Here is a 19372-nt window from a genome sequence, read left to right on the forward strand (position 1 = left end):
GGGGGGCGGATAGGGTGAAGGCGGTGTGCCGGGAAGTCTGGTCGGCCGGGAGCCACGGTGGCTTCCGTGAAGGCCCCAGGGGGAAGGCATGCGCAGCGTCGGGACGGTACTCGCACTGGTCGTACTGGCCACCGTCGTGGCCACCTTCGCCCACCGCCGGCGCATCCCCGCACCGTCCCTCCTGGTCCTCGCCGGCCTCGCCGTGGCCCTGCTGCCGGGCACCCCCGAGATCCGGACCAGCCCCCAGACCATCGGCCTGGTCGTGCTGCCCCCGCTGCTGTACGCGAGCGCGGAGGATTTGTCCTGGCGCGAGCTGCGCGCGGTGTGGAAGCCGGTCGGGATCCTCGCGATCGGCCTGGTCCTGGCGTCGGCGGCGGCGGTCGGCGCCGTGGCCTCGCTGGTGACGCCGCTGTCGTGGCCGATGGCGTTGGTGCTGGGCGCGGTCCTGGCCAGCACCGACCCGGTGGCGGTCACGGCACTCGGCAGACGCCTCGCCCTGCCGCCCAGGGTCCAGGTCCTGGTCCAGGCGGAGAGCCTGTTCAACGACGCCACCTCGCTGGTCCTGTTCCGGGTCGCGGTGAGCGTGGCCGTGGCGTCCGCGGCGGCGAACTGGGGCGCGGCGGGCGGCGAGTTCGCCGTACTGGCGGGCGGCGGCACTCTGATCGGGGCGGCCGTGGCCCACGTCGTCACACTCATCCGGCGGCGCACCGAGGACCCGGTCCTGGAAACGGTGATCGCCCTGGTCACGCCGTATGCCGCCTATGTCCTGGCCGAGGCGGCCCACACCTCCGGCGTCACCTCGGTCGTGGTCGCCGGAGTCGTCCTGGGCGGACGGGGCGAGAAGCTCACCACCGCGCACATCCGGCTCCAGCTGCACGCGGTGTACGGCACCGTGGTGTTCCTCCTGGAGAGCGTGGTGTTCTCCCTCATCGGCCTGGCCCTGCCCGCCCAGGTGCAGGCGCTGTCCCCCAACGACCGGGCGTGGCCGCTGTACGCGCTCGCCGTTGCCGGCACCCTGATCGCCGTACGGCTGCTGTGGCTGGCCCCGCTGTCGGCGGTGGTACAGCGCAAGGGCGGTATCCGCCCCATGAACTGGCGGGTCCCGATGGTGCTGACCTGGGCGGGCACCCGGGGCGTGGTCCCCCTGGCCGCGGCCCTGTCCATCCCGGAGACCGCCAAGAGCGGCGCGGCGCTCGCGGGCCGCCCCCTGGTGCTGGTCCTGACCACCTCGGTGGTGGTCGTCACCCTCGTCGTCCAGGGCTTCACCCTGGCCCCCGTGGTCCGCCGCTCCGGCATCGCCCTCGAACCCGACCACACCGAGCGCGAGGAGGCCGCGGCCCGCTGCCGCCTCGCCGACGCGGGCATACGCCGCCTGGAGGAACTCTCCGACCTGCAAGCCGTCCCCGAGGTCGTTCTCGACCGCCTCCGTCGCGGCCTCACCGCCCGCCTCGACGACGCCCGAGACCGCCTCACCGACCACACCGGCCAAAGCGCCCCCGCCGAATCCGCCGACCTGCTCTACCGGCAGCTGCGCCGCGACGTCATCGCCTTCGAGGCAGTGGAACTGCAGCGCCTGTACGACGAACACGCCATCAGCGACACGACACGCAGGAGGCTCCAGCGTTCGTTGGACCTGGAGGAAGCCCGCCTGACGGACATCTGAGCCACAGCGGCCGCGCGATCGGCCGGTGCACCGGTGCCGTCATCCCACGCGCCATGACGCTGGGTGTCCAGTCCCGATCGGCGAACCCCCTCCCCCGGACGGCCCAAACAAGAGCGAACCACTCCAGAACCCCCCTTCCTGGGCGCCGCCTGAGACGAACAGCGAGTCTTAACGGAAGCTTGACGCCGTCGCCCCCCTCATCCGTGGGCCCGTGCGTCACTCTCCGCTTACGCTGGTGCCGCCGTCCGCGTGATGGCCGGAATCCACACGCTGAGCCGCACCTCAGGAGCACGCCGATGGCCACGACCGAGCACCCCCCTCCCAGTCGCCTGCGCGCCTGGATGCTGGAGGGTCTGTCCGACATGGGCAAGGGCGTCCAGCAGGCGCCGCACGCCCAGCCGGAGCCCGCGCACAAGGGGCAGCGCTGGTACCGCGTGATGTGCCTGACCGGCGTCGACTACTTCTCGACCCTCGGCTATCAGCCCGGCATCGCGGCTCTGGCCGCCGGCCTCCTGTCGCCGGTGGCGACCATCGTCCTCGTGATAGTGACGCTTGCCGGCGCGTTGCCGGTCTACCGCCGGGTGGCCGAGGAGAGCCCGCACGGCGAAGGCTCCATCGCCATGCTGGAGCGGCTGCTGACGTTCTGGAAGGGCAAGCTGTTCGTCCTGACCCTGCTCGGCTTCGCCGCCACCGACTTCCTGATCACCATCACCCTCTCGGCGGCGGACGCCGCGACCCACCTCGTCGAGAACCCCCACCTGACCAGCACCCTGCACGACCAGCAGATGCTGATCACGCTCATCCTGGTCGCCCTGCTCGGCGCGGTGTTCCTCAAGGGCTTCCTGGAGGCGATCGGGGTCGCGGTCGCGCTGGTGGTGGTCTACCTCGGTCTCAACGTCGTCGTCGTGGCCGTGGGCATGTACCACGTGATCACGGCGGGCCACCTCGTCACCGACTGGACCAGCGCCCTGACCACGGAACACGGCAACATCTTCGCCATGATCGGCGTCTCCCTGCTGGTCTTCCCCAAGCTCGCACTCGGCCTCTCCGGCTTCGAGACCGGCGTCGCGGTCATGCCGCACGTCCAGGGCGACCCCGGCGACACCGAGGAGAACCCGCAGGGCCGCATCCGCGACACGAAGAAGCTCCTCACCGCCGCCGCTCTGATCATGAGTGTGTTCCTGATCGCGACGAGCTTCATCACCACCGTGCTGATCCCGGAGAAGGAGTTCAAGTCCGGCGGCCAGGCCAACGGACGCGCCCTCGCCTACCTCTCCCACGAGTACCTGGGCAACGCCTTCGGCACGGTCTACGACATCTCGACCATCGCCATCCTCTGGTTCGCCGGCGCCTCCGCCATGGCCGGCCTGCTCAACCTGATGCCCCGCTATCTGCCCCGCTACGGCATGGCCCCGCACTGGGCCCGCGCCGTGCGCCCGATGGTGATCGTCTTCACCCTGATCGGCTTCCTGGTCACCTGGATCTTCGACGCCGACGTCGACGCCCAGGGCGGCGCCTACGCCACCGGCGTCCTGGTCCTGATGTCCTCGGCCGCGATCGCGGTGACAATCGTCGCCCGCCGCGCCCAGCAGCGGGGCTGGACCATCGGTTTCGGAGTCGTCTCGGCGGTCCTCCTCTACGTCACCGTGGCCAACGTCATCGAGCGCCCGGACGGCGTCAAGATCGGCGCCTGTTTCATCGCCGGCATCATCCTGGTCTCGCTGCTGTCCCGGCTGGCCCGCGCCTTCGAGCTGCGCGTCACGCACGTCGAACTGGATCCCATGGCGGAACGTTTCATCCGGGACATGGCCAGCCGAAAGATCCGCTTCATCGCCAACGAGCCGGACCAGCGGGACAAGGCCGAGTACCGCGACAAGATCGAGCAGATCCGCGCCGACAACGACATCCCCGGCGAGGACTTCGTCTTCGTCGAGGTCACGGTCATCGACCCGTCCGAGTTCGAAGCGGGCCTGACGGTGCGCGGCGAGGTCCTGCACGACCGCTACCGGGTGCTGACCCTGGAGTCCTCCTCCATCCCGAACGCGCTGGCCGCCCTGCTCCTGCACGTCCGCGACACCACCCAGTGCACCCCGCACATCTACTTCGAGTGGACCGAGGGCAACCCCTTCGCCAACTTCCTGCGCTTCTTCCTCTTCGGCCAGGGCGAGGTCGCCCCGGTCACCCGGGAGGTCCTCCGCGAAGCCGAACCGGACCGTGTCCGCAGGCCGCGCGTCCACACGGGCTGAGGCGGGTCTGTGGAGGGGCGCGGGACTGCATCCATATGCGGCTCCGCCGCACGGGCGCGACCAGCCACGACGGCGCCGCAGACGATCAACAGCAGATCGAGGCACCCCACGGGCCGAGCCGCACACCGGCATCGATGCGCAGGGTGTCGTGCGTGATCACCGCGTCGGTGAGGTCGAGCGTCACCTCACCCCACTCCGAGTCGATCTCCAGCCGCCGCGGCACCACCCGGCCGTCACCGCGCCGAGCGGAAGCGCCGCGTTTCTCGATGCGGTCGACATCCTTGCCGGCGGCCTCCGAAGCCACTCCCCGGCAGGTCGACCGTCCCCGGCCGCGACACGCAGCACCTCCACGACCGGGCCCGGTCCGCATACGAAGCCCCGGTCCACCAGGGCTTGTTCCCGGCCCTATCGTGACCGCATGCAGAGCTACACAATCGGCCAGGCCGCACGACTGCTCGGCGTGAGTCCGGACACCGCACGCCGCTGGGCCGACGCCGGCCGGGTGGCGACCCATCGCGACGAGGGCGGCCGACGCCTCATCGACGGCCGGGACCTGGCCGCCTTCTCCGTCGAACTCGCCAAGGCGGGCACCACCGAGGAGGAGACCTCCTACACCTCGGTCCGCAACGCCTTCCCCGGCATCGTCACCGCGATCAAGCTCGGTGACGTGGCGGCCCAGGTCGAGATCCAGGCCGGCCCGCACCGCCTGGTCTCACTGCTGACCCGCGAGGCCGTGGAGGAGCTGGGCCTCGAGGTCGGCATGGAGGCCACCGCCCGCGTGAAGTCGACCAACGTGCACATCGACCGCACCTGACCACGGACAACACGCCCACAGCGAACCGCGGCCCATGCGTTTCCCGGGCGCCACGGTCTGAGCGATGGCCAAGACGGCGCAGACCGGCGCGTAGCCGACATAACACCCCACCGGGGCTACGGTGGGCCCCGGCAGAAGGCCCTCAACCCCCCACCCCCTGCGAGGCGTTCCCCATGAGCCCCATGAGCCTGAGCATCCGCAACCAAATCCCCGGTACGGTCACCGCCGTCACCTCCGGCGAGGTCATGGCCACCGTCAAGGTCCGCCTCACCGGAGGCCAGGAGATCACCGCGGCGATCACCCTCGAGTCCGCCGAGGAACTGGGCCTCGCGGCGGGCACCGCCGTACGCGCCCTGGTGAAGTCGACGGAGGTCTCCTTGGCCACCGCCCCGGTCGAGGGCCTGTCCATCCGCAACCAGCTCCCGGGCACGGTCACCGCCGTGGCCACCGGCGGCGCGATGGCCTCCGTGAAGGTCGCCTTCGACGGCGGCGAACTGACCTCCGCCATCACCAAGGACGCCGTCACGGACCTCGCCCTGGCCACTGGCACACCTGTCGTGGCCCTGATCAAGTCGACGGAGATCTCACTCGCGACGGCGTAACGGGAAAGGGCCCCGCCGAAGCGGGGCCCTTCTCCACGACCACTGCCTCAGTCGTCGTACGCGTCCAGCGGCGGGCACGAGCACACCAGGTTCCGGTCACCGAAGGCCTGGTCGATCCGGCGCACCGGCGGCCAGTACTTGTCGGCGGCCGACACCCCGGCCGGGAAGACGGCCTCCTCACGCGAGTACGCGTGCTCCCACTCCCCACCGAGCGCGGCAGCGGTGTGCGGCGCACCGCGGAGCGGGTTGTCCTCGGCCGGCCACTCGCCCGCCCCGACCTTCTCGATCTCCGCACGGATGGCGATCATCGCCTCGCAGAACCGGTCCAGCTCGATCAGGTCCTCGGACTCGGTCGGCTCGATCATCAGTGTGCCGGCCACCGGGAACGACATCGTCGGCGCGTGGAATCCGTAGTCGATGAGCCGCTTGGCGACGTCGTCGACGCTCACACCGGTCGCCTTGGTCAGCGGCCGCAGATCGATGATGCACTCGTGCGCGACCAGCCCGCCGGGACCGGTGTAGAGCACGGGGTAGTGCGGCTCGAGCCGCTTGGCGATGTAGTTGGCGCTCAGCACGGCCACCTGCGTGGCCCGCTTCAGCCCCTCGCCGCCCATGAGCCGGACGTACGCCCAGGAGATCGGCAGGATGCCCGCGGAACCCCAGGGGGCCGCGGAGATCGGTCCGACACCCGTCGCCGGTCCCGCGGCCGGCTGCATCGGGTGGTTCGGCAGATACGGCGCCAGATGCGCCCGTACGCCGACCGGCCCGACGCCCGGCCCGCCGCCGCCGTGCGGGATGCAGAAGGTCTTGTGCAGGTTGAGGTGCGAGACGTCACCGCCGAAGTGCCCCGGCTTGGCAAGCCCCACAAGGGCGTTGAGGTTGGCGCCGTCGACGTACACCTGCCCGCCGGCCTCGTGCACCTGGGCGCAGATGTCGGCGACATGCTCCTCGAACACACCGTGCGTGGAGGGGTACGTGATCATCAGCACGGCCAGCTCGTCGCGGTACTGCTCGATCTTGGCCCGCAGGTCCTCGACGTCGATCTCGCCGTCCTCGGCGGTCTTCACGACGACGACCTTCATCCCGGCCATGACGGCGCTGGCGGCGTTCGTCCCGTGCGCGGACGACGGAATCAGACACACCGTGCGCTGCTCGTCACCGTTGGCCCGGTGATATCCGCGTACGGCGAGGAGTCCGGCCAGCTCGCCCTGCGATCCGGCGTTGGGCTGCAGGGACACCTTGTCGTACCCGGTGACCTCGGCGAGCCGCTCTTCGAGCTCGCGGATGAGGGTGAGGTAGCCCTGCGCCTGCTCGGCGGGCGCGAAGGGGTGCAGCTGCCCGAACTCGGGCCAGGTGACCGGCTCCATCTCGGTGGTCGCGTTGAGCTTCATGGTGCAGGAGCCCAGCGGGATCATGCCCCGGTCGAGCGCGTAGTCACGGTCGGCGAGCCGGCGCAGGTAGCGCAGCATCGCGGTCTCGGAGCGGTGCTGCTGGAAGACCGGGTGGGTCAGGTAGTCGTCGGTGCGCAGCAGTCCGGCGGGCAGGGAGTCCTCGGTCGCCGCGTCCAGCGCCTCGATGTCGCCCTCGACCCCGAACGCGGTCCACACGGCGCCCAGCTGGGCCCGCGCGGTGGTCTCGTCGCAGGCGATCGACACATGGTCGGCGTCGACCAGGTGAAGGTTGACTCCGTTCTCCCGCGCGGCGGCCACCACCTCGGCGGCGCGGCCCGGCACCCGCACGGTGACCGTGTCGAAGTAGGAGCCGTGCACGACCTCTACGCCACCGGCCTGAAGCCCCGCGGCAAGGATCGTGGCGTACCGGTGGGTGCGCCGCGCGATCGCCTTGAGCCCCTCCGGCCCGTGGTACACGGCGTACATCCCCGCCATGACGGCGAGCAGCACCTGGGCCGTACAGATGTTGCTGGTGGCCTTCTCCCGCCGGATGTGCTGCTCACGCGTCTGCAGCGCGAGCCGGTACGCCTGGTGCCCGTCCGCGTCCACGGACACGCCCACCAGCCGCCCGGGAAGGCTGCGCGCGAACTTCTCGTGCACCGCCATGTAGCCCGCGTGCGGCCCGCCGAAGCCCATCGGCACACCGAAGCGCTGCGTGGTCCCGACCGCGATGTCCGCGCCGAGTTCCCCGGGCGACTTCAGCAGCGTCAGCGCCAGCAGATCGGCGGCGACGGTGACCAGCGCTCCGAGTTCGTGCGCCTGGTCGACGAGCGGCTTGAGGTCGCGTACGGCACCGGAGGCGCCGGGGTACTGGACGAGCACGCCGTTGATCTCACGCCCGGCGATCTCGGCCGGAATTCCGTCGCTGAGGTCGGCGACCACGACCTCCACACCGGTCGGCTCGGCACGGGTCTCGAGCACGGCGATGGTCTGCGGCAGCACGTCCGCGTCGACCAGGAACAGGCCCTTCTTGTTCCTGCCCATGCGCCGGGACAGCGCCATCGCCTCGGCGGCGGCCGTCCCCTCGTCGAGCAGCGAGGCACCGGAGGTCGGCAGCCCGGTGAGGTCGGCGACCATGGTCTGGAAGTTGAGCAGGGCCTCGAGCCGCCCCTGCGAGATCTCGGGCTGGTAGGGCGTGTAGGCCGTGTACCAGGCGGGATTCTCCATGACGTTGCGCAGGATGACGGGCGGAGTGAAGGTCCCGTAGTACCCGAGCCCGATCATGGAGTCGAGCACCTGGTTCCGGTCGGCGAGCGACCGCAGCTCGGCCAGCACCTCGGCCTCGGTGCGCGCACCCGGCAGCTCCAGCGCATCCGAGTTCTTGATCACATCCGGCACCGCTGCCGCGGTGAGTTCGTCCAGCGAGCCGTATCCGACGTGCGCGAGCATCTTGGCCCGTGCCTCGTGGTCAGGCCCGATGTGGCGCTGCTCGAACGGTATTCCCTGTTCGAGCTCGGAGAGCGGAATGCGATGGGCGGTCATTGCGGAGGCCTCCTGGTCTGACACGACCTTCGAGGGGCACCACGGCACGGGTACCCGGACGGCCTCCCCCTCTGTCATCTCAACCTGAGAGCTTCACCGGATCACCCGAGGGCACCCGGCTTTCACCGTCGGTGAGAGCGGGAGCTGTCGACACCCGCCCTGCTTTCCAGAGTGACCTCGTCCGCGCGGTACGTGAGCCTGAGAGATTCCGGGGAGGATTTGCTCCTTCGGCGCCTCCGGTGATGTCTGGAGGACTCTCCCGCACGGGGTCAGCAGCCGCTGTCAGCCTACCAGCGAGCACCACATCCAATCCTTCGAGTGGCCGCCATCACCAATCTGCTCTTTCGTAGTGCTTACGGATGAGTTGCGACCAAATGGAGGGCCCGTGCAGACCGACATCGATCCGCGCAACCTGATCGGCCGCAAGGCTTTCGACCGCAACGGCACCAAGCTCGGCACCATCGACGAGGTCTACCTCGACGACGCGACGGGCGTGCCGGAGTGGGCGGCCATACGCACCGGCCTGTTCTCCCGGGACGCCTTCGTCCCTCTGGAACCCAGCGAACTGATCGAGGGCACCCTCCACGTCCCCTTCGACCGGTCCCTCATCAAGGACGCCCCCGACTTCGGCGTCGGCCGCCACCTCTCCCCCGAGCAGGAGCTCCAGCTCTACCACCACTACGGCCTCGACATCCCCGCCGCTTCCCCCTTCCCGGACCACGACTTCGGCAAGCTCGCGGGCACGGAGGACGCGGACGCGTAGCCCACCCGTCCCACCGCGCCCGGCTCCCGCGCGGACCAGCACCCTCCACGGTCAGGCTCTGGCCCCGTGCACGGAGGCCCCGGGTCTCCCCGCCACCAACGGCAATGGATCCGCCGGCTCCAGCTCAGGGTCATCGGTGCGAAACGTCCGCACCCGCCCCGGCCCCGAATCCGGCGTCTCGAACCGCACGGTCACCCGCCCCAGCCCACTTCCCTGCACCCACCCGTGCCCGAACTCGGCATGCCGCACATCGTGCCCGGCGGGCCACCGCCGCTCGACAACCACCTGCTGCTCCTCGACGGGCTCCTCGTCCGCCTCGTCCGCCGAATGTTCCACGCCTTCCCCGGCGGCCTGCGCGAACAAGTCTTCCTGCGTGTAGTCGGCAAGCCCGCTCACCCCGACCCCCAGCAACCGCACACCCCCCGTCGTGTCCACCGAATCCAGCAGCCGGGCAGCAGCCTCCCGCACCACCGCCGGATCGTCCGTGGGCCCGCGCAGCGTCTCGGAACGGGTCAGCGTCGAGAAGTCGAAGCGGCGCACCTTCAGCACGATGGTCCGCCCCGAAAGACCCGCACCTCGCAGCCGCCGCACACACCGGTCGGCCAGCCGCTGCACCTCCAGCCCCACCCTCACCCGGTCGTGGATGTCCACGTCGTACGTGTCCTCGACCGATACCGACTTGGCCTCCCGCTCGGCCACCACGGGCCGGTCGTCGTGGGCCAGCGCCATGGCGTACAACGCGTGCCCATGGGCCTTGCCCAGCAGCCGGACGAGCTCGTCCTCACCGGCCTCGGCGATCTCGTCGACCGTGGTGATGCCGGCCCGCCGCAGATGGTCCCCCGTGGCCGGCCCCACCCCCGGCAGCATCCGCACCGACATCGGTCCGAGCTTGGCCCGCTCGGTCCCTGGCTCGACCAGCACCAGTCCGTTCGGCTTGGCCTCCTCGGAGGCGATCTTCGCGAGCATCTTGCAGGCGGCAAGGCCCACGGACCCGGTCAGCCCCGTATCCGCCCGTATGTCGGCGCGCAGCTTCTCCCCCACCAGCCGCGCCGACGCCGCGTCCCAGGCCGCCTCCCCGGCCTCCAGGTCCACGAAGGCCTCATCCAGGCTCAGCGGCTCCACCAGCGGCGACAGCGAGTGCAGCAGCCCCATGACCTGCTCGCTGATCGACCGGTAGAACCCGAAGCGCGGCACCAGATACGCGGCGTTCGGTGCCAGCCGCCGCGCCTGAGCCATCGGCATCGCCGACCGGACCCCGAAGACCCGCGCCTCGTACGAAGCGGTGGCGACCACCCCGCGCGGCCCGAGCCCACCCACGATCACGGCTTTCCCGCGCAGGCTCGGCTTGGATGCCTGCTCCGCCGAGGCGTAGAAGGCATCCATGTCGAGATGCAGGATCGTGGGCGCGTTTCTCACATCTCCGATGCTGCCCTACGCCACTGACAATGCCGTCCTACGACCGCCAAAGGGCTCTCAGAAGCCGACGAGGACGCGGTCAGCCCGCCCGGTTGCGCCGTCGTGCCAGCTCGTCCGCCGGGTTGTGCCCGACCAGGGTCTCGCCGGTGTCGATCCGCTCGCCGTGCAGCTGCGAGAGCGCACTGTCGACGTCCCGCCACACCACACCGACGGCGATCCCGAAGATCCCCTGGCCGCCCTGGAGCAGCGCATGGACCTCGTCCGGCGAGGTGCATTCGTAGACGGTGGCGCCGTCGCTCATCAGCGTCATGCGCTCCAGGTCCCGGAAGCCCCGCTCACGCAGATGCACCACCGCGGTGCGGATGTTCTGCAGCGACACCCCGGTGTCCAGGAACCGCTTGACGATCTTCAGGACGACGACGTCCCGGAAGCTGTACAGCCGCTGCGTGCCGGACCCGTAGGCGGGCCGCACGCTCGGCTCGACGAGCCCGGTACGGGCCCAGTAGTCCAGTTGCCGGTAAGTGATGCCGGCGGCCGCACAGGCCGTCGGACCGCGATAGCCGATCTGCTCGGACGCCATGGACGCCGCCCCTCCGCTGCTCGGCACGGCCGCCGGTCGCCGCGGAGCGTGATCGGCCGCGCTGCCGGGATGAGGGTCCCCCCAACTCGAACGAAGTTGAGAGCTTGGGGGAGGGTACGGACCGCTCTCCCCGAGACTGCGTCCGGGGCCACCCCCAGCCGTACCGTCGCCGCTGCTTCTCACGCCGACCTCCGTCCTTGACCTGCCATCTCGACGGTAGGCAGTCACCAGGGGTGCGTCAACGATCGCCACACTCGGCACGCCGAGTGATAATCACCCTAAGAGTGGTTTCCCGCACCCCACCGCGGGGAAAGGCTAGCCGAATGCGCTCGGAGGGGGCCTCAGGACGCTCTCACTGGCCGTTGGCACTTGCCGGCATGTGAGACTCACTGGCTGCTTGTCCCGAAGTCCTCCGGCGAGATCTGATCGAGGAACTCGCGGAACTTCTCCACCTCGTCCTCCTGCTCATCCGGAATCGCGATGCCTGCGTCGTCGAGCACGCCGTCGCTGCCGTAGATCGGCGTTCCGGTGCGCAGGGCCAGCGCTATGGCGTCGGACGGACGGGCACTGACTTCGACCCCGCTGGCGAAGACCAGCTCCGCGTAGAAGACGCCCTCCCGCAGATCCGTGATGCGCACTTCGGTCAGCTCCTGACCGACGGCCTCCAGCACGTCCTTGAACAGGTCGTGGGTCAGCGGTCGTGCGGGGGCCATGCCCTGCTGGGCGAAGGCAATGGCAGTCGCCTCCCCCGGCCCGATCCAGATGGGGAGGTAACGGTCGCCTCCCACTTCACGCAGGAGCACGATCGGTTGGTTGGAGGGCATTTCGACCCGGACACCTACGACATCGAGCTCGTTCACACAGCAACCCTAGGACCTGCCCGGGACGTTTGGGTAGTCGAGCCGGGAACGGGGGGCCGATCCGGCCTCCGGAAAGGCCCCGGACTCAGGGCAGTCGCACACCGAGCGCGGTCTGCACCAGGGCTGCGTGCAGCTTCACCGTGAGCGCCGCCAGCTCCTTCGTACGCGCCTCGGCATGCGCCCTGGTCTGCGGATTGCGGTGGCGCTTCAGCGGGGCCACCACCTGGTCCACCAGCCCGGCCTCACGCTCGGCGGCGGCCTTCATGGCCCTCAGGTGCCGCGGTTCGATTCCGGACCGCCCGAGTTCCACGACGAGCGACGCCACGGTCACCGTCTCCGCGTCGTACGCCCCGTCCGGCAGCGGCGCGACCAGGCCGTACGACTCCCACTCCTCGAGTTCCTGCTCGCCGATCCCGGCGGCCGCGAGCAGCTCGGCGCGCCCGATCCGAGCCGCGGTGGGCCCCTCGGGCGCTTCGAGGAGGGACTCGCCGTCCCGCTGGCGTCCCACGACGGGCAGCGGGACTGCCTCACCGCGCTCCATGGCCTCCAGATGCTCGCGGATCACCTTGAGGGGCAGATAGTGGTCCCGCTGCATCCTCAGCACATGGCCGAGGCGCTCGACGTCGTCCGCGCTGAACTTGCGGTACCCCGACGGGGTGCGCTGCGGCTCGATGAGCCCCTCCGACTCCAGGAAACGGATCTTGGAGATGGTGACTTCGGGGAACTCGTCGCGCAGCACGTTCAGCACCGTGCCGATGCTCATCAGACCGCTGTCCGTGCCGGCGGTGCCGTGCCCGGCACCGCCGCTCGGTGTTCGAAGCATGGACATTCCCTTGGGGTCCCCCCGGACGGGGTCTGGGGGAAGGGTCAGTAGCCCCGCTGGCTTGCATAGAAGACCAGCCGGTACTTTCCGATCTGCACCTCGTCACCGTTGTTCAGAGCGACCTGGTCGATCCGCTCGCGGTTGACGTACGTGCCGTTCAGACTGCCCACGTCGGCCACCGTGAACGAGCCGTCCGCACCACGGCGGAACTCCACGTGCCGGCGCGAGACCGTCACGTCGTCCAGGAAGATGTCGCTCTGCGGGTGACGCCCGGCCGTGGTCAGGTCGCCGTCCAGCAGGAAGCGGCTGCCCGAGTTCGGCCCGCGGCGCACGACCAGGAGCGCGGAGCCCAGCGGCAGCGCATCTACGGCCGCCTGCGCCTCGGGGGACAGCGCCGGCACCTGCGTCTGACCGGTGACCTCGGCGTCGTAGGCCTCGATGCCGGAAATCGAGATCGTGGACGTCGTCTCGGACGGCCGCTCGGCCGCGCCGCCGGCGCGCAGCGGGGCGCCACAGTTGGAGCAGAAGCGGCTGTTCTCCGCGTTGCGGTTACCGCACCTCGTACACACCAGGGCCGACATAGGGGAAAACCCTCCACCCGTACTTGAGGTTGACGGTTGCCCGAAACCTATGCCGCCGGACTGCGCAGGGTCAACAGACGGCGCGCCCTGACCTCCGGGAATGTCACCACCCGGACCAGGGACCTGGTCCCGGAACAACGGGCGCCGGCCCTCTTCATCTGGCTGTGCGCGATGACGAGCGGTCGCGTTGTCGCTACCCTCTCGCGCGCTCTTGCCGAACAACTTCGCAAACAACTTCACGGGCGATTCCCCTTGACCGAAACAGACCCGCCCGTGGGGCAGGACGAACCCTGATTGCATACACCGGCCGACCCGGACATCCTCACAACGTCCGTATCCACCAGACAGTTTCCACCACGCACCACCCATTCGGTGCGCCGACCCCCCGCAACCTCATGCCCCCACCGGACGTCGGCCATGCACCGCCTGTTCACTGGGAGGACGACCGAGCGTAGTCAGGCCGCTTCGCCGCTCGCAAGGCGTCCACAATGATCTTGTTCGACCGCTCGACGGCAACGGTGGCCTGCTCCTTCTCAAGAGTCTGCACCACGCCTCCCGGGATGTTGAGCGCCGGTTCGAGGTCCGCCGGCTTCCCGATGACCTTGAAACGAAAGGGAGCGTTGATCTTGTTCCCGTCGACGCTCACGCTCTTGCCCGAGTCGGTGAGGTAGGTGTTGGCGACGACACGTACATCGTTCACCTGGATCGCCTCCGCCCCTGCCGCACGCAGTTCCTGGATCGCGTCGAGCAGCATGTCCGCCTGGACCGTCCCCTTCGTGTCCTCGATGGTCATCGTGATGCCGGGCCCCTGAGCGGCCGCCGTGCCCGCCAGAATGCCGAGTTGCTTCTCCTTCTCGACGGTCTGCTTGCGGGCCTCCTCGGCCTGGTTGGAGCTGTTCTCCAGCTCGTCTCGCTGCTTCTCCAGTCCCTGCTTCTCGTCCTCAAGACGCTGTGTACGGTTGTCGAGTTCATCCAGGATGCGAACAAGATCTTCCTGACGCGCGCCGCGCAGGGCGCTGTCGCTGTTGCTGTTCGAGGCAACCTGGACGGCCAGGCCGAAGCCGAGGCCGAACAGCAGGACGGCGACGATGAGTTGGGCGCGGGTCACACGCGGCGGCCAGAGGCCTTTCACCAGCCGCTGCCGCCCGGTGAGAGAGGGCTGCTCCTCCTCAGAGGGCCGCTTCTCCTCAGAGAGCTGCTTGTCCTCAGAGAGCTGCTTGTCCTCGGGAGCTGCCTGGGTCACGTCGGGCTCCGTAGCGGGGACCTCCTGCGGAAGTTCCTTGCGCAGCCTGTTCTCCGGCGTCTTTTCGCTGTCGCTCATCGGCCTCACGCCCGGAACACGTGCCGGCGGATCGCCGCGGCGTTCGAGAAGATGCGGATCCCGAGGACCACGACGACACCGGTGGACAGCTGGGCGCCCACACCCAGCTTGTCACCCAGGAACACGATCAACGCCGCCACGACCACGTTGGACAGGAACGACACCACGAAGACCTTGTCGTCGAAGATCCCGTCGAGCATGGCCCGCAGACCGCCGAAGACGGCGTCGAGCGCCGCGACCACGGCGATTGGCAGGTAAGGCTCGACGACCGCCGGAACCTCAGGCCGGACCAACAGGCCGGCCACGACTCCCACTACGAGGCCCAGTACGGCGATCACGATGTGCCCTTCTCAGTCTTCTCGGTTGTCGGCTGTGCTGTACGTACGATCACACTCGGTGCGGCAGGCAGCCGGAGGTCGCCTTCCACGGAAATGCTGGTCCGGATGCCGTATGTCTCCTGCAGGGCGTGCAGATACAGCCCGTCGGCGCTGTCCTGGAACCTGCTGCTCAGCTGCTTGCCGTTCCCCACGGCCAGCACCGTATAAGGGGGAACCAGCGGCTTGTTGTCGACCAGTATCGCGTCCCCCGCGGCCCTGATGGCCGAAAGCGCCGTCAGCCGCTGCCCATTGATCGAAACGGCCTCGGCCCCCGACTCCCACAGCCCGTTGATCACACGCTGCATGTCGCGGTCCCGCACTCGACCGGTGTCGGAGAAGTCCGAGGTCTCGCGCGGGTTGCCGTTGCCGCCGCTGGTTGCTTCCTTGGCGTCGTTCACGACCAGTCTCACGCCGGGGCCGTGTACTTCGACGGCGCCCGACAAAATCCCCACCAGCTCCGACTGATCTCCACTGCCGCTCTTCTCGAGGGCCTCCCGCTGGCGCGAGCTCACATCGTCGCGCAGCTTGTCGACGGAGCCCTCCAGCTTGTCCGCCGCCGTGGTCTCCCGGTCGATGCGGTTGATCAGTTCTTCGCGCTCCTTGGCGACGACGGGAGCGGCCACCCGAGCCTGTGCCGCTCCGACGGTTACGACAAGAGCCGCGAGCACCAGCCCGGCGGCCAGGCCGAGCCGGGCCCGAAGGGTCTTCGACAGAGGACCGTCGCCCGCGGCCCTTTTCCTGGCGGCCGCCTCGGCGTAGCCGTCGTCCAGGCTGTGGTCCATGACGTTGGTGAGCAGCGACATGGAAGCGTCCGGACGCGAGGGTCGCGTGGGGGTACTCCGAACGGGGGGCTGCTGCGGCATGCCGCACATCGTCGCATGTCGCGACCACTACCTCCGAATGGCCCCACCGGCGTGCCGGACGGGCCCCCTTGGGGACACCTGTCCGGCACGCGCGCGTGCTGCGTTTTTCAGCGGCCGGCGCTGTCCACAACCGCCGACCACTCGTCGAGCAGAGCCTGGGCGGAGGCGTCGTCCGGTCCCTCCGCCCACAGGTGGGTGACCGCTTCGGCCGGGTCGGGCAGCACCATCACCCAGCGCCCATCGGTCTCCACGACGCGCACGCCGTCCGTGGTGTCCACGAAGCGGTCTCCGGCCGCCTCGACCACGCGCCGCATCACCAGTCCCTTGACGGCCCAGGGAGTCGCAAGATCCCGCTTGAGGACGTGTGCCCGCGGAATCCGGGCATCGATCTGGCTCAGCGTGAGCTGCGTCCGCGCCACCAGCCCGATCAGCCGTACGAAGGCCGCCGTACCGTCGAAGACACTGCTGAACTCCGGGACGATGAAGCCGCCCTTGCCGTCACCGCCGAAGATGGTCGAATCGTCGCCTCCGACCCTCGTCAGGTCGTCGGGCGAGGTCGTCGTCCACTCCACCTGCGTCCCGTGGTACGCCGCAACCTGCTCGGCGATCCTCGTCGTGGTCACCGGCAGCGCCACCCGCCCGCTGCGCCGCTCAGCGGCCACCAGATCCAGCATGACGAGCAGCGCCCGGTCGTCCTCGACGATCCGCCCCTTCTCGTCGACCAGCGACAACCGCTCGCCAACCGGGTCGAACCGCACTCCGAAGGCGGCCCGCGACGACGCCACGATCTCACCGAGCCGCACCAGCCCCGACCGCCGCACATCGGCGGACTCCGTGGGCCGCGACTCGTCGAGCCCGGGATTGATGGTCAGCGAGTCCACACCGAGCTTGCCCAGCAGGCTGGGCAGGACAAGCCCGGCGCTGCCGTTCGACGCGTCGACGACGACCTTCAGCCCGGACTCGGTGATCCCGGTGGTGTCGACGTTCCGCAACAGCGAACCGGTGTACGAGTCGAAGACGCTCGCAGGAAAATGCAGGTCTCCGATCTCCCCCGGGAACGCACGCCGGTACTCCTGCCGCGCGAACACCCGGTCCAGCTTTCGCTGGCTGCCCTGCGAGAGATCGGCCCCGTTCCCGTCGAAGAACATGATGTCCACGGAGTCCGGCACCCCGGGCGTGGTCCGGATCATGATCCCGCCCGCACTGCCCCGCGCCGTCTGCTGCCGGGCAACGGGCAGCGGTACGTTCTCCAGGTCCCGTACGTCGATGGCGCTGGCCTGCAGGGCGGAGATGACCGCTCGCTTCAGCGCACGGGCGCCACGGGAGTGGTCGCGGGCCGTGGTGACAGTGGAGCCCTTCTTCAGAGTCGTCGCATAGGCACCGGCCAGGCGCACGGCGAGCTCGGGCGTGATCTCCACGTTCAGGATGCCGGACACCCCGCGAGCACCGAACAGATGCGCCTGGCCCCTGGACTCCCAGATGACCGACGTGTTGACGAAGGCGCCGGCCTCGATGGTCTTGAACGGGTAGACCCGCACATTGCCCTGAACGATCGATTCTTCACCGATGAGGCACTCGTCGCCGATGACCGCGCCGTCCTCGATCCGAGCAGCACGCATGATGTCGGTGTTCTTTCCGACGACGCAGCCACGCAGATTGCTGTGCTGCCCCACATACACGTTGTCGTGCACAACGGCCTTGTGCAGAAACGCCCCGCTCTTCACCACGACGTTCGAGCCGACGACGGTGTGCTCACGAATTTCGGCGCCGGATTCGACCTTGGCGTAGTCGCCAATGTAGAGCGGGCCGCGCAGCACGGCGTCGGGATGCACCTCGGCGCCCTCGGCCACCCACACACCCGGGGACATCTCGAAGCCGTCGATCTCGACGTCGACCCTGCCCTCCAGAACGTCGGCCTGCGCCTTCACATAGCTCTCGTGAGTACCGACGTCCTCCCAGTACCCTTCCGCGACATAGCCGTAGATCGGCTTGCCTTCCTTCATCAACTGCGGAAAGACATCCCCGGACCAGTCGACGGGCACATCGGGCTCGACATAGTCGAAGACTTCGGGCTCCATCACATAGATGCCCGTGTTCACCGTGTCGGAGAAGACCTGCCCCCAGGTGGGTTTCTCGAGGAAGCGCTCGACCTTTCCTTCTTCGTCGACGATCGTGATGCCGAATTCCAGCGGGTTCGGCACGCGCGTCAGGCAAACAGTGACGAGCGCACCCTTTTCCTTGTGGAAATTGATCAGCTCGGTGAGGTCGAAGTCGGTCAGGGCATCACCGGAGATGACGAGGAAGGCATCGTCCTTCAACGCCTCTTCGGCGTTCTTGACGCTTCCTGCGGTACCGAGTGGCTTCTCCTCGTTGGCATAGGAGAGCTCCATTCCGAGCTCTTCGCCGTCACCGAAGTAGTTCTTGACCAATGAGGCCAGGAACTGGACAGTTACGACGGTCTCGTTCAGCCCATGCCTTTTGAGCAGCCGTAGCACATGCTCCATGATCGGGCGGTTGGCCACGGGCAGGAGCGGCTTGGGCATGCTTGAGGTCATGGGGCGAAGGCGTGTGCCTTCGCCTCCGGCCATCACGACGGCCTTCATGTCGGAAGCGTCCTCCTCAAAAAGACGACGGTCTAGCCGACTTCACCCGCCCAGATTGTCCCGCACTTTTCCGCCGAGGGCCATCCGGCCACTACGGCCGCAGCAATCGGCGAGTTCAATCGGCCATGGCGTCCGCGCGGACGAGGCGGCGGACTTGTACCACGTAGAGGACTCCTGCCCACCAGTAGAGCGTTGTACCCCATCCAGCGAACGCCCATCCGAAAATAGCAGCGAGTGACGAGATCCATCCGGTTCCGTCACTGAGCAGGAGCAACGGGAAGGCGTACATCAGGTTGAAGGTGGCCGCCTTCCCCAGGAAGTTCACCTGCGGCGGCGGATAGCCGTGCCGCCGCAGGATGCCCACCATCACCAGCAGGACGAGCTCGCGCGCCAGTAGTACAGCGGTCAACCAGAACGGCAGAATCTCGCGCCAGGTGAGGCCGACCAACGTCGAGAGAATGTAGAGCCGGTCGGCCGCGGGGTCGAGCAGCCGGCCGAGGCTGCTGATCTGGTTCCAACGCCGCGCGAGCTTGCCGTCGAGGTAGTCACTGACTCCGCTCAGAGCCAGCACCAGCAGCGCCCACGTGTCACTCTTGGGGCCACCGAACTCGGGCCTGAGGATCAGCCACAGAAAGACCGGCACGCCGACGAGACGCGCCATGCTGAGGATGTTGGGGATGGTGAGTACCCGGTCCGTCTGGACGCGGGTCTCCTGGACCTCCACCCGGGGGCCTCCTGTGGGAAACGTGCCAACGATGCCCCCTGACCTTACCTCAACGCAAAAAAGCTCTGGCTCTTGGGTTGTTGCCCAAGAGCCAGAGCTCTAAAAGGAGTTCGGCGGCGTCCTACTCTCCCACAGGGTCCCCCCTGCAGTACCATCGGCGCTGTAAGGCTTAGCTTCCGGGTTCGGAATGTAACCGGGCGTTT

17 protein-coding genes, 1 rRNA gene and 1 riboswitch are annotated in these 19372 nt (G+C 68.8%); of the genes, 5 read left to right on the forward strand and 13 right to left on the reverse strand.

Going from position 1 to position 19372, the window contains the following annotated elements:
* Positions 1-88: 88 nt before the first annotated feature.
* Positions 89-1663 (forward strand): Na+/H+ antiporter, encoded by a 1575-nt coding sequence (locus ACFY1U_RS47285; RefSeq protein WP_390700283.1) that lies wholly within the window; start codon positions 89-91, stop codon positions 1661-1663.
* Between the two features lie 296 nt (positions 1664-1959).
* Entirely contained in the window at positions 1960-3909 is a 1950-nt protein-coding gene (locus tag ACFY1U_RS47290; RefSeq protein ID WP_390700284.1) for an amino acid transporter, read from the forward strand.
* A gap of 85 nt (positions 3910-3994) precedes the next feature.
* On the opposite strand, the gene ACFY1U_RS47295 is transcribed toward ACFY1U_RS47290, so the two are convergent.
* Complete coding sequence (locus ACFY1U_RS47295) at positions 3995-4213, reverse strand: hypothetical protein (RefSeq protein ID WP_390700285.1); 219 nt, start codon at positions 4211-4213, stop codon at positions 3995-3997.
* Positions 4214-4327: 114 nt separating this feature from the next.
* Here ACFY1U_RS47295 and ACFY1U_RS47300 point away from each other — a divergent pair, with 114 nt between their 5' ends.
* Both ACFY1U_RS47300 and ACFY1U_RS47305 read left to right on the forward strand, forming a co-directional pair.
* Positions 4328-4723: a molybdopterin-binding protein gene (locus tag ACFY1U_RS47300; RefSeq protein WP_390700286.1), complete on the forward strand. Its 396-nt coding sequence runs from the start codon at positions 4328-4330 to the stop codon at positions 4721-4723.
* Between the two features lie 182 nt (positions 4724-4905).
* The gene (locus ACFY1U_RS47305) at positions 4906-5325 is read left to right on the forward strand and encodes a molybdopterin-binding protein (protein ID WP_390700303.1); all 420 of its coding nucleotides are present in this window, start codon (positions 4906-4908) and stop codon (positions 5323-5325) included.
* 47 nt (positions 5326-5372) lie between these two features.
* On the opposite strand, the gene gcvP is transcribed toward ACFY1U_RS47305, so the two are convergent.
* Positions 5373-8258 (reverse strand): aminomethyl-transferring glycine dehydrogenase, encoded by a 2886-nt coding sequence (gcvP, locus tag ACFY1U_RS47310; protein ID WP_390700287.1) that lies wholly within the window; start codon positions 8256-8258, stop codon positions 5373-5375.
* A 176-nt stretch (positions 8259-8434) separates the two neighbouring features.
* Positions 8435-8530: riboswitch (glycine riboswitch) on the reverse strand.
* A 113-nt stretch (positions 8531-8643) separates the two neighbouring features.
* On the opposite strand from gcvP, the gene ACFY1U_RS47315 reads away from it, so the two are divergent.
* Complete coding sequence (locus ACFY1U_RS47315) at positions 8644-9021, forward strand: PRC-barrel domain-containing protein (RefSeq protein ID WP_390700288.1); 378 nt, start codon at positions 8644-8646, stop codon at positions 9019-9021.
* A 51-nt stretch (positions 9022-9072) separates the two neighbouring features.
* Here ACFY1U_RS47315 and ACFY1U_RS47320 read toward each other — a convergent pair whose 3' ends face one another.
* The 11 genes from ACFY1U_RS47320 to rrf all read right to left on the reverse strand — a co-directional run.
* Positions 9073-10437, reverse strand: a complete 1365-nt coding sequence (locus tag ACFY1U_RS47320) for a DNA polymerase IV (RefSeq protein WP_390700289.1) — start codon at positions 10435-10437, stop codon at positions 9073-9075.
* A gap of 79 nt (positions 10438-10516) precedes the next feature.
* On the reverse strand, positions 10517-11200 hold the full coding sequence (locus tag ACFY1U_RS47325; protein WP_390700290.1) for a MerR family transcriptional regulator: 684 nt from the start codon (positions 11198-11200) through the stop codon (positions 10517-10519).
* A 203-nt stretch (positions 11201-11403) separates the two neighbouring features.
* Positions 11404-11877, reverse strand: a complete 474-nt coding sequence (locus ACFY1U_RS47330; RefSeq protein ID WP_004002801.1) for a bifunctional nuclease family protein — start codon at positions 11875-11877, stop codon at positions 11404-11406.
* 85 nt (positions 11878-11962) lie between these two features.
* On the reverse strand, positions 11963-12700 hold the full coding sequence (locus ACFY1U_RS47335) for a MerR family transcriptional regulator (protein WP_390700291.1): 738 nt from the start codon (positions 12698-12700) through the stop codon (positions 11963-11965).
* 44 nt (positions 12701-12744) lie between these two features.
* On the reverse strand, positions 12745-13650 hold the full coding sequence (locus ACFY1U_RS47340) for an FHA domain-containing protein (RefSeq protein ID WP_390700292.1): 906 nt from the start codon (positions 13648-13650) through the stop codon (positions 12745-12747).
* 61 nt (positions 13651-13711) lie between these two features.
* A complete protein-coding gene (locus ACFY1U_RS47345; RefSeq protein WP_390700293.1) occupies positions 13712-14602 on the reverse strand; it encodes a DUF881 domain-containing protein in 891 nt (296 codons plus the stop codon).
* Positions 14603-14607: 5 nt separating this feature from the next.
* A complete protein-coding gene (locus tag ACFY1U_RS47350) occupies positions 14608-14940 on the reverse strand; it encodes a small basic family protein (RefSeq protein WP_003988855.1) in 333 nt (110 codons plus the stop codon).
* Positions 14937-15842, reverse strand: coding sequence for a DUF881 domain-containing protein (locus ACFY1U_RS47355; RefSeq protein WP_390700294.1), 906 nt, complete (start codon positions 15840-15842; stop codon positions 14937-14939). The genes ACFY1U_RS47350 and ACFY1U_RS47355 overlap by 4 nt, the downstream gene beginning before the upstream one ends.
* 107 nt (positions 15843-15949) lie before the next feature.
* Positions 15950-18445: a sugar phosphate nucleotidyltransferase gene (locus ACFY1U_RS47360; protein ID WP_390700295.1), complete on the reverse strand. Its 2496-nt coding sequence runs from the start codon at positions 18443-18445 to the stop codon at positions 15950-15952.
* Positions 18446-18560: 115 nt separating this feature from the next.
* Positions 18561-19169: a CDP-alcohol phosphatidyltransferase family protein gene (locus ACFY1U_RS47365; RefSeq protein ID WP_123963785.1), complete on the reverse strand. Its 609-nt coding sequence runs from the start codon at positions 19167-19169 to the stop codon at positions 18561-18563.
* A 108-nt stretch (positions 19170-19277) separates the two neighbouring features.
* Positions 19278-19372, reverse strand: a 5S ribosomal RNA gene (rrf, locus tag ACFY1U_RS47370); the annotation flags it as partial.

The organism is Streptomyces sp. NPDC001351 (assembly GCF_042896045.1).
In the GTDB taxonomy this organism is placed as follows: Bacteria; Actinomycetota; Actinomycetes; order Streptomycetales; family Streptomycetaceae; genus Streptomyces.

Bases quoted from the DNA above. Each gene is read 5' to 3' on its own strand.
- ACFY1U_RS47360 (WP_390700295.1), bottom strand. From the start codon at position 18,445: ATGAAGGCCGTCGTGATGGCCGGAGGCGAAGGCACACGCCTTCGCCCC.
- ACFY1U_RS47355 (WP_390700294.1), bottom strand. From the start codon at position 15,842: ATGCCGCAGCAGCCCCCCGTTCGGAGTACCCCCACGCGACCCTCGCGT.
- ACFY1U_RS47335 (WP_390700291.1), bottom strand. From the start codon at position 12,700: ATGCTTCGAACACCGAGCGGCGGTGCCGGGCACGGCACCGCCGGCACG.
- ACFY1U_RS47340 (WP_390700292.1), bottom strand. From the start codon at position 13,650: ATGGGTGGTGCGTGGTGGAAACTGTCTGGTGGATACGGACGTTGTGAG.
- ACFY1U_RS47290 (WP_390700284.1), top strand. From the start codon at position 1,960: ATGGCCACGACCGAGCACCCCCCTCCCAGTCGCCTGCGCGCCTGGATG.
- ACFY1U_RS47345 (WP_390700293.1), bottom strand. From the start codon at position 14,602: ATGAGCGACAGCGAAAAGACGCCGGAGAACAGGCTGCGCAAGGAACTT.
- gcvP (WP_390700287.1), bottom strand. From the start codon at position 8,258: ATGACCGCCCATCGCATTCCGCTCTCCGAGCTCGAACAGGGAATACCG.
- ACFY1U_RS47300 (WP_390700286.1), top strand. From the start codon at position 4,328: ATGCAGAGCTACACAATCGGCCAGGCCGCACGACTGCTCGGCGTGAGT.
- ACFY1U_RS47285 (WP_390700283.1), top strand. From the start codon at position 89: ATGCGCAGCGTCGGGACGGTACTCGCACTGGTCGTACTGGCCACCGTC.
- ACFY1U_RS47305 (WP_390700303.1), top strand. From the start codon at position 4,906: ATGAGCCTGAGCATCCGCAACCAAATCCCCGGTACGGTCACCGCCGTC.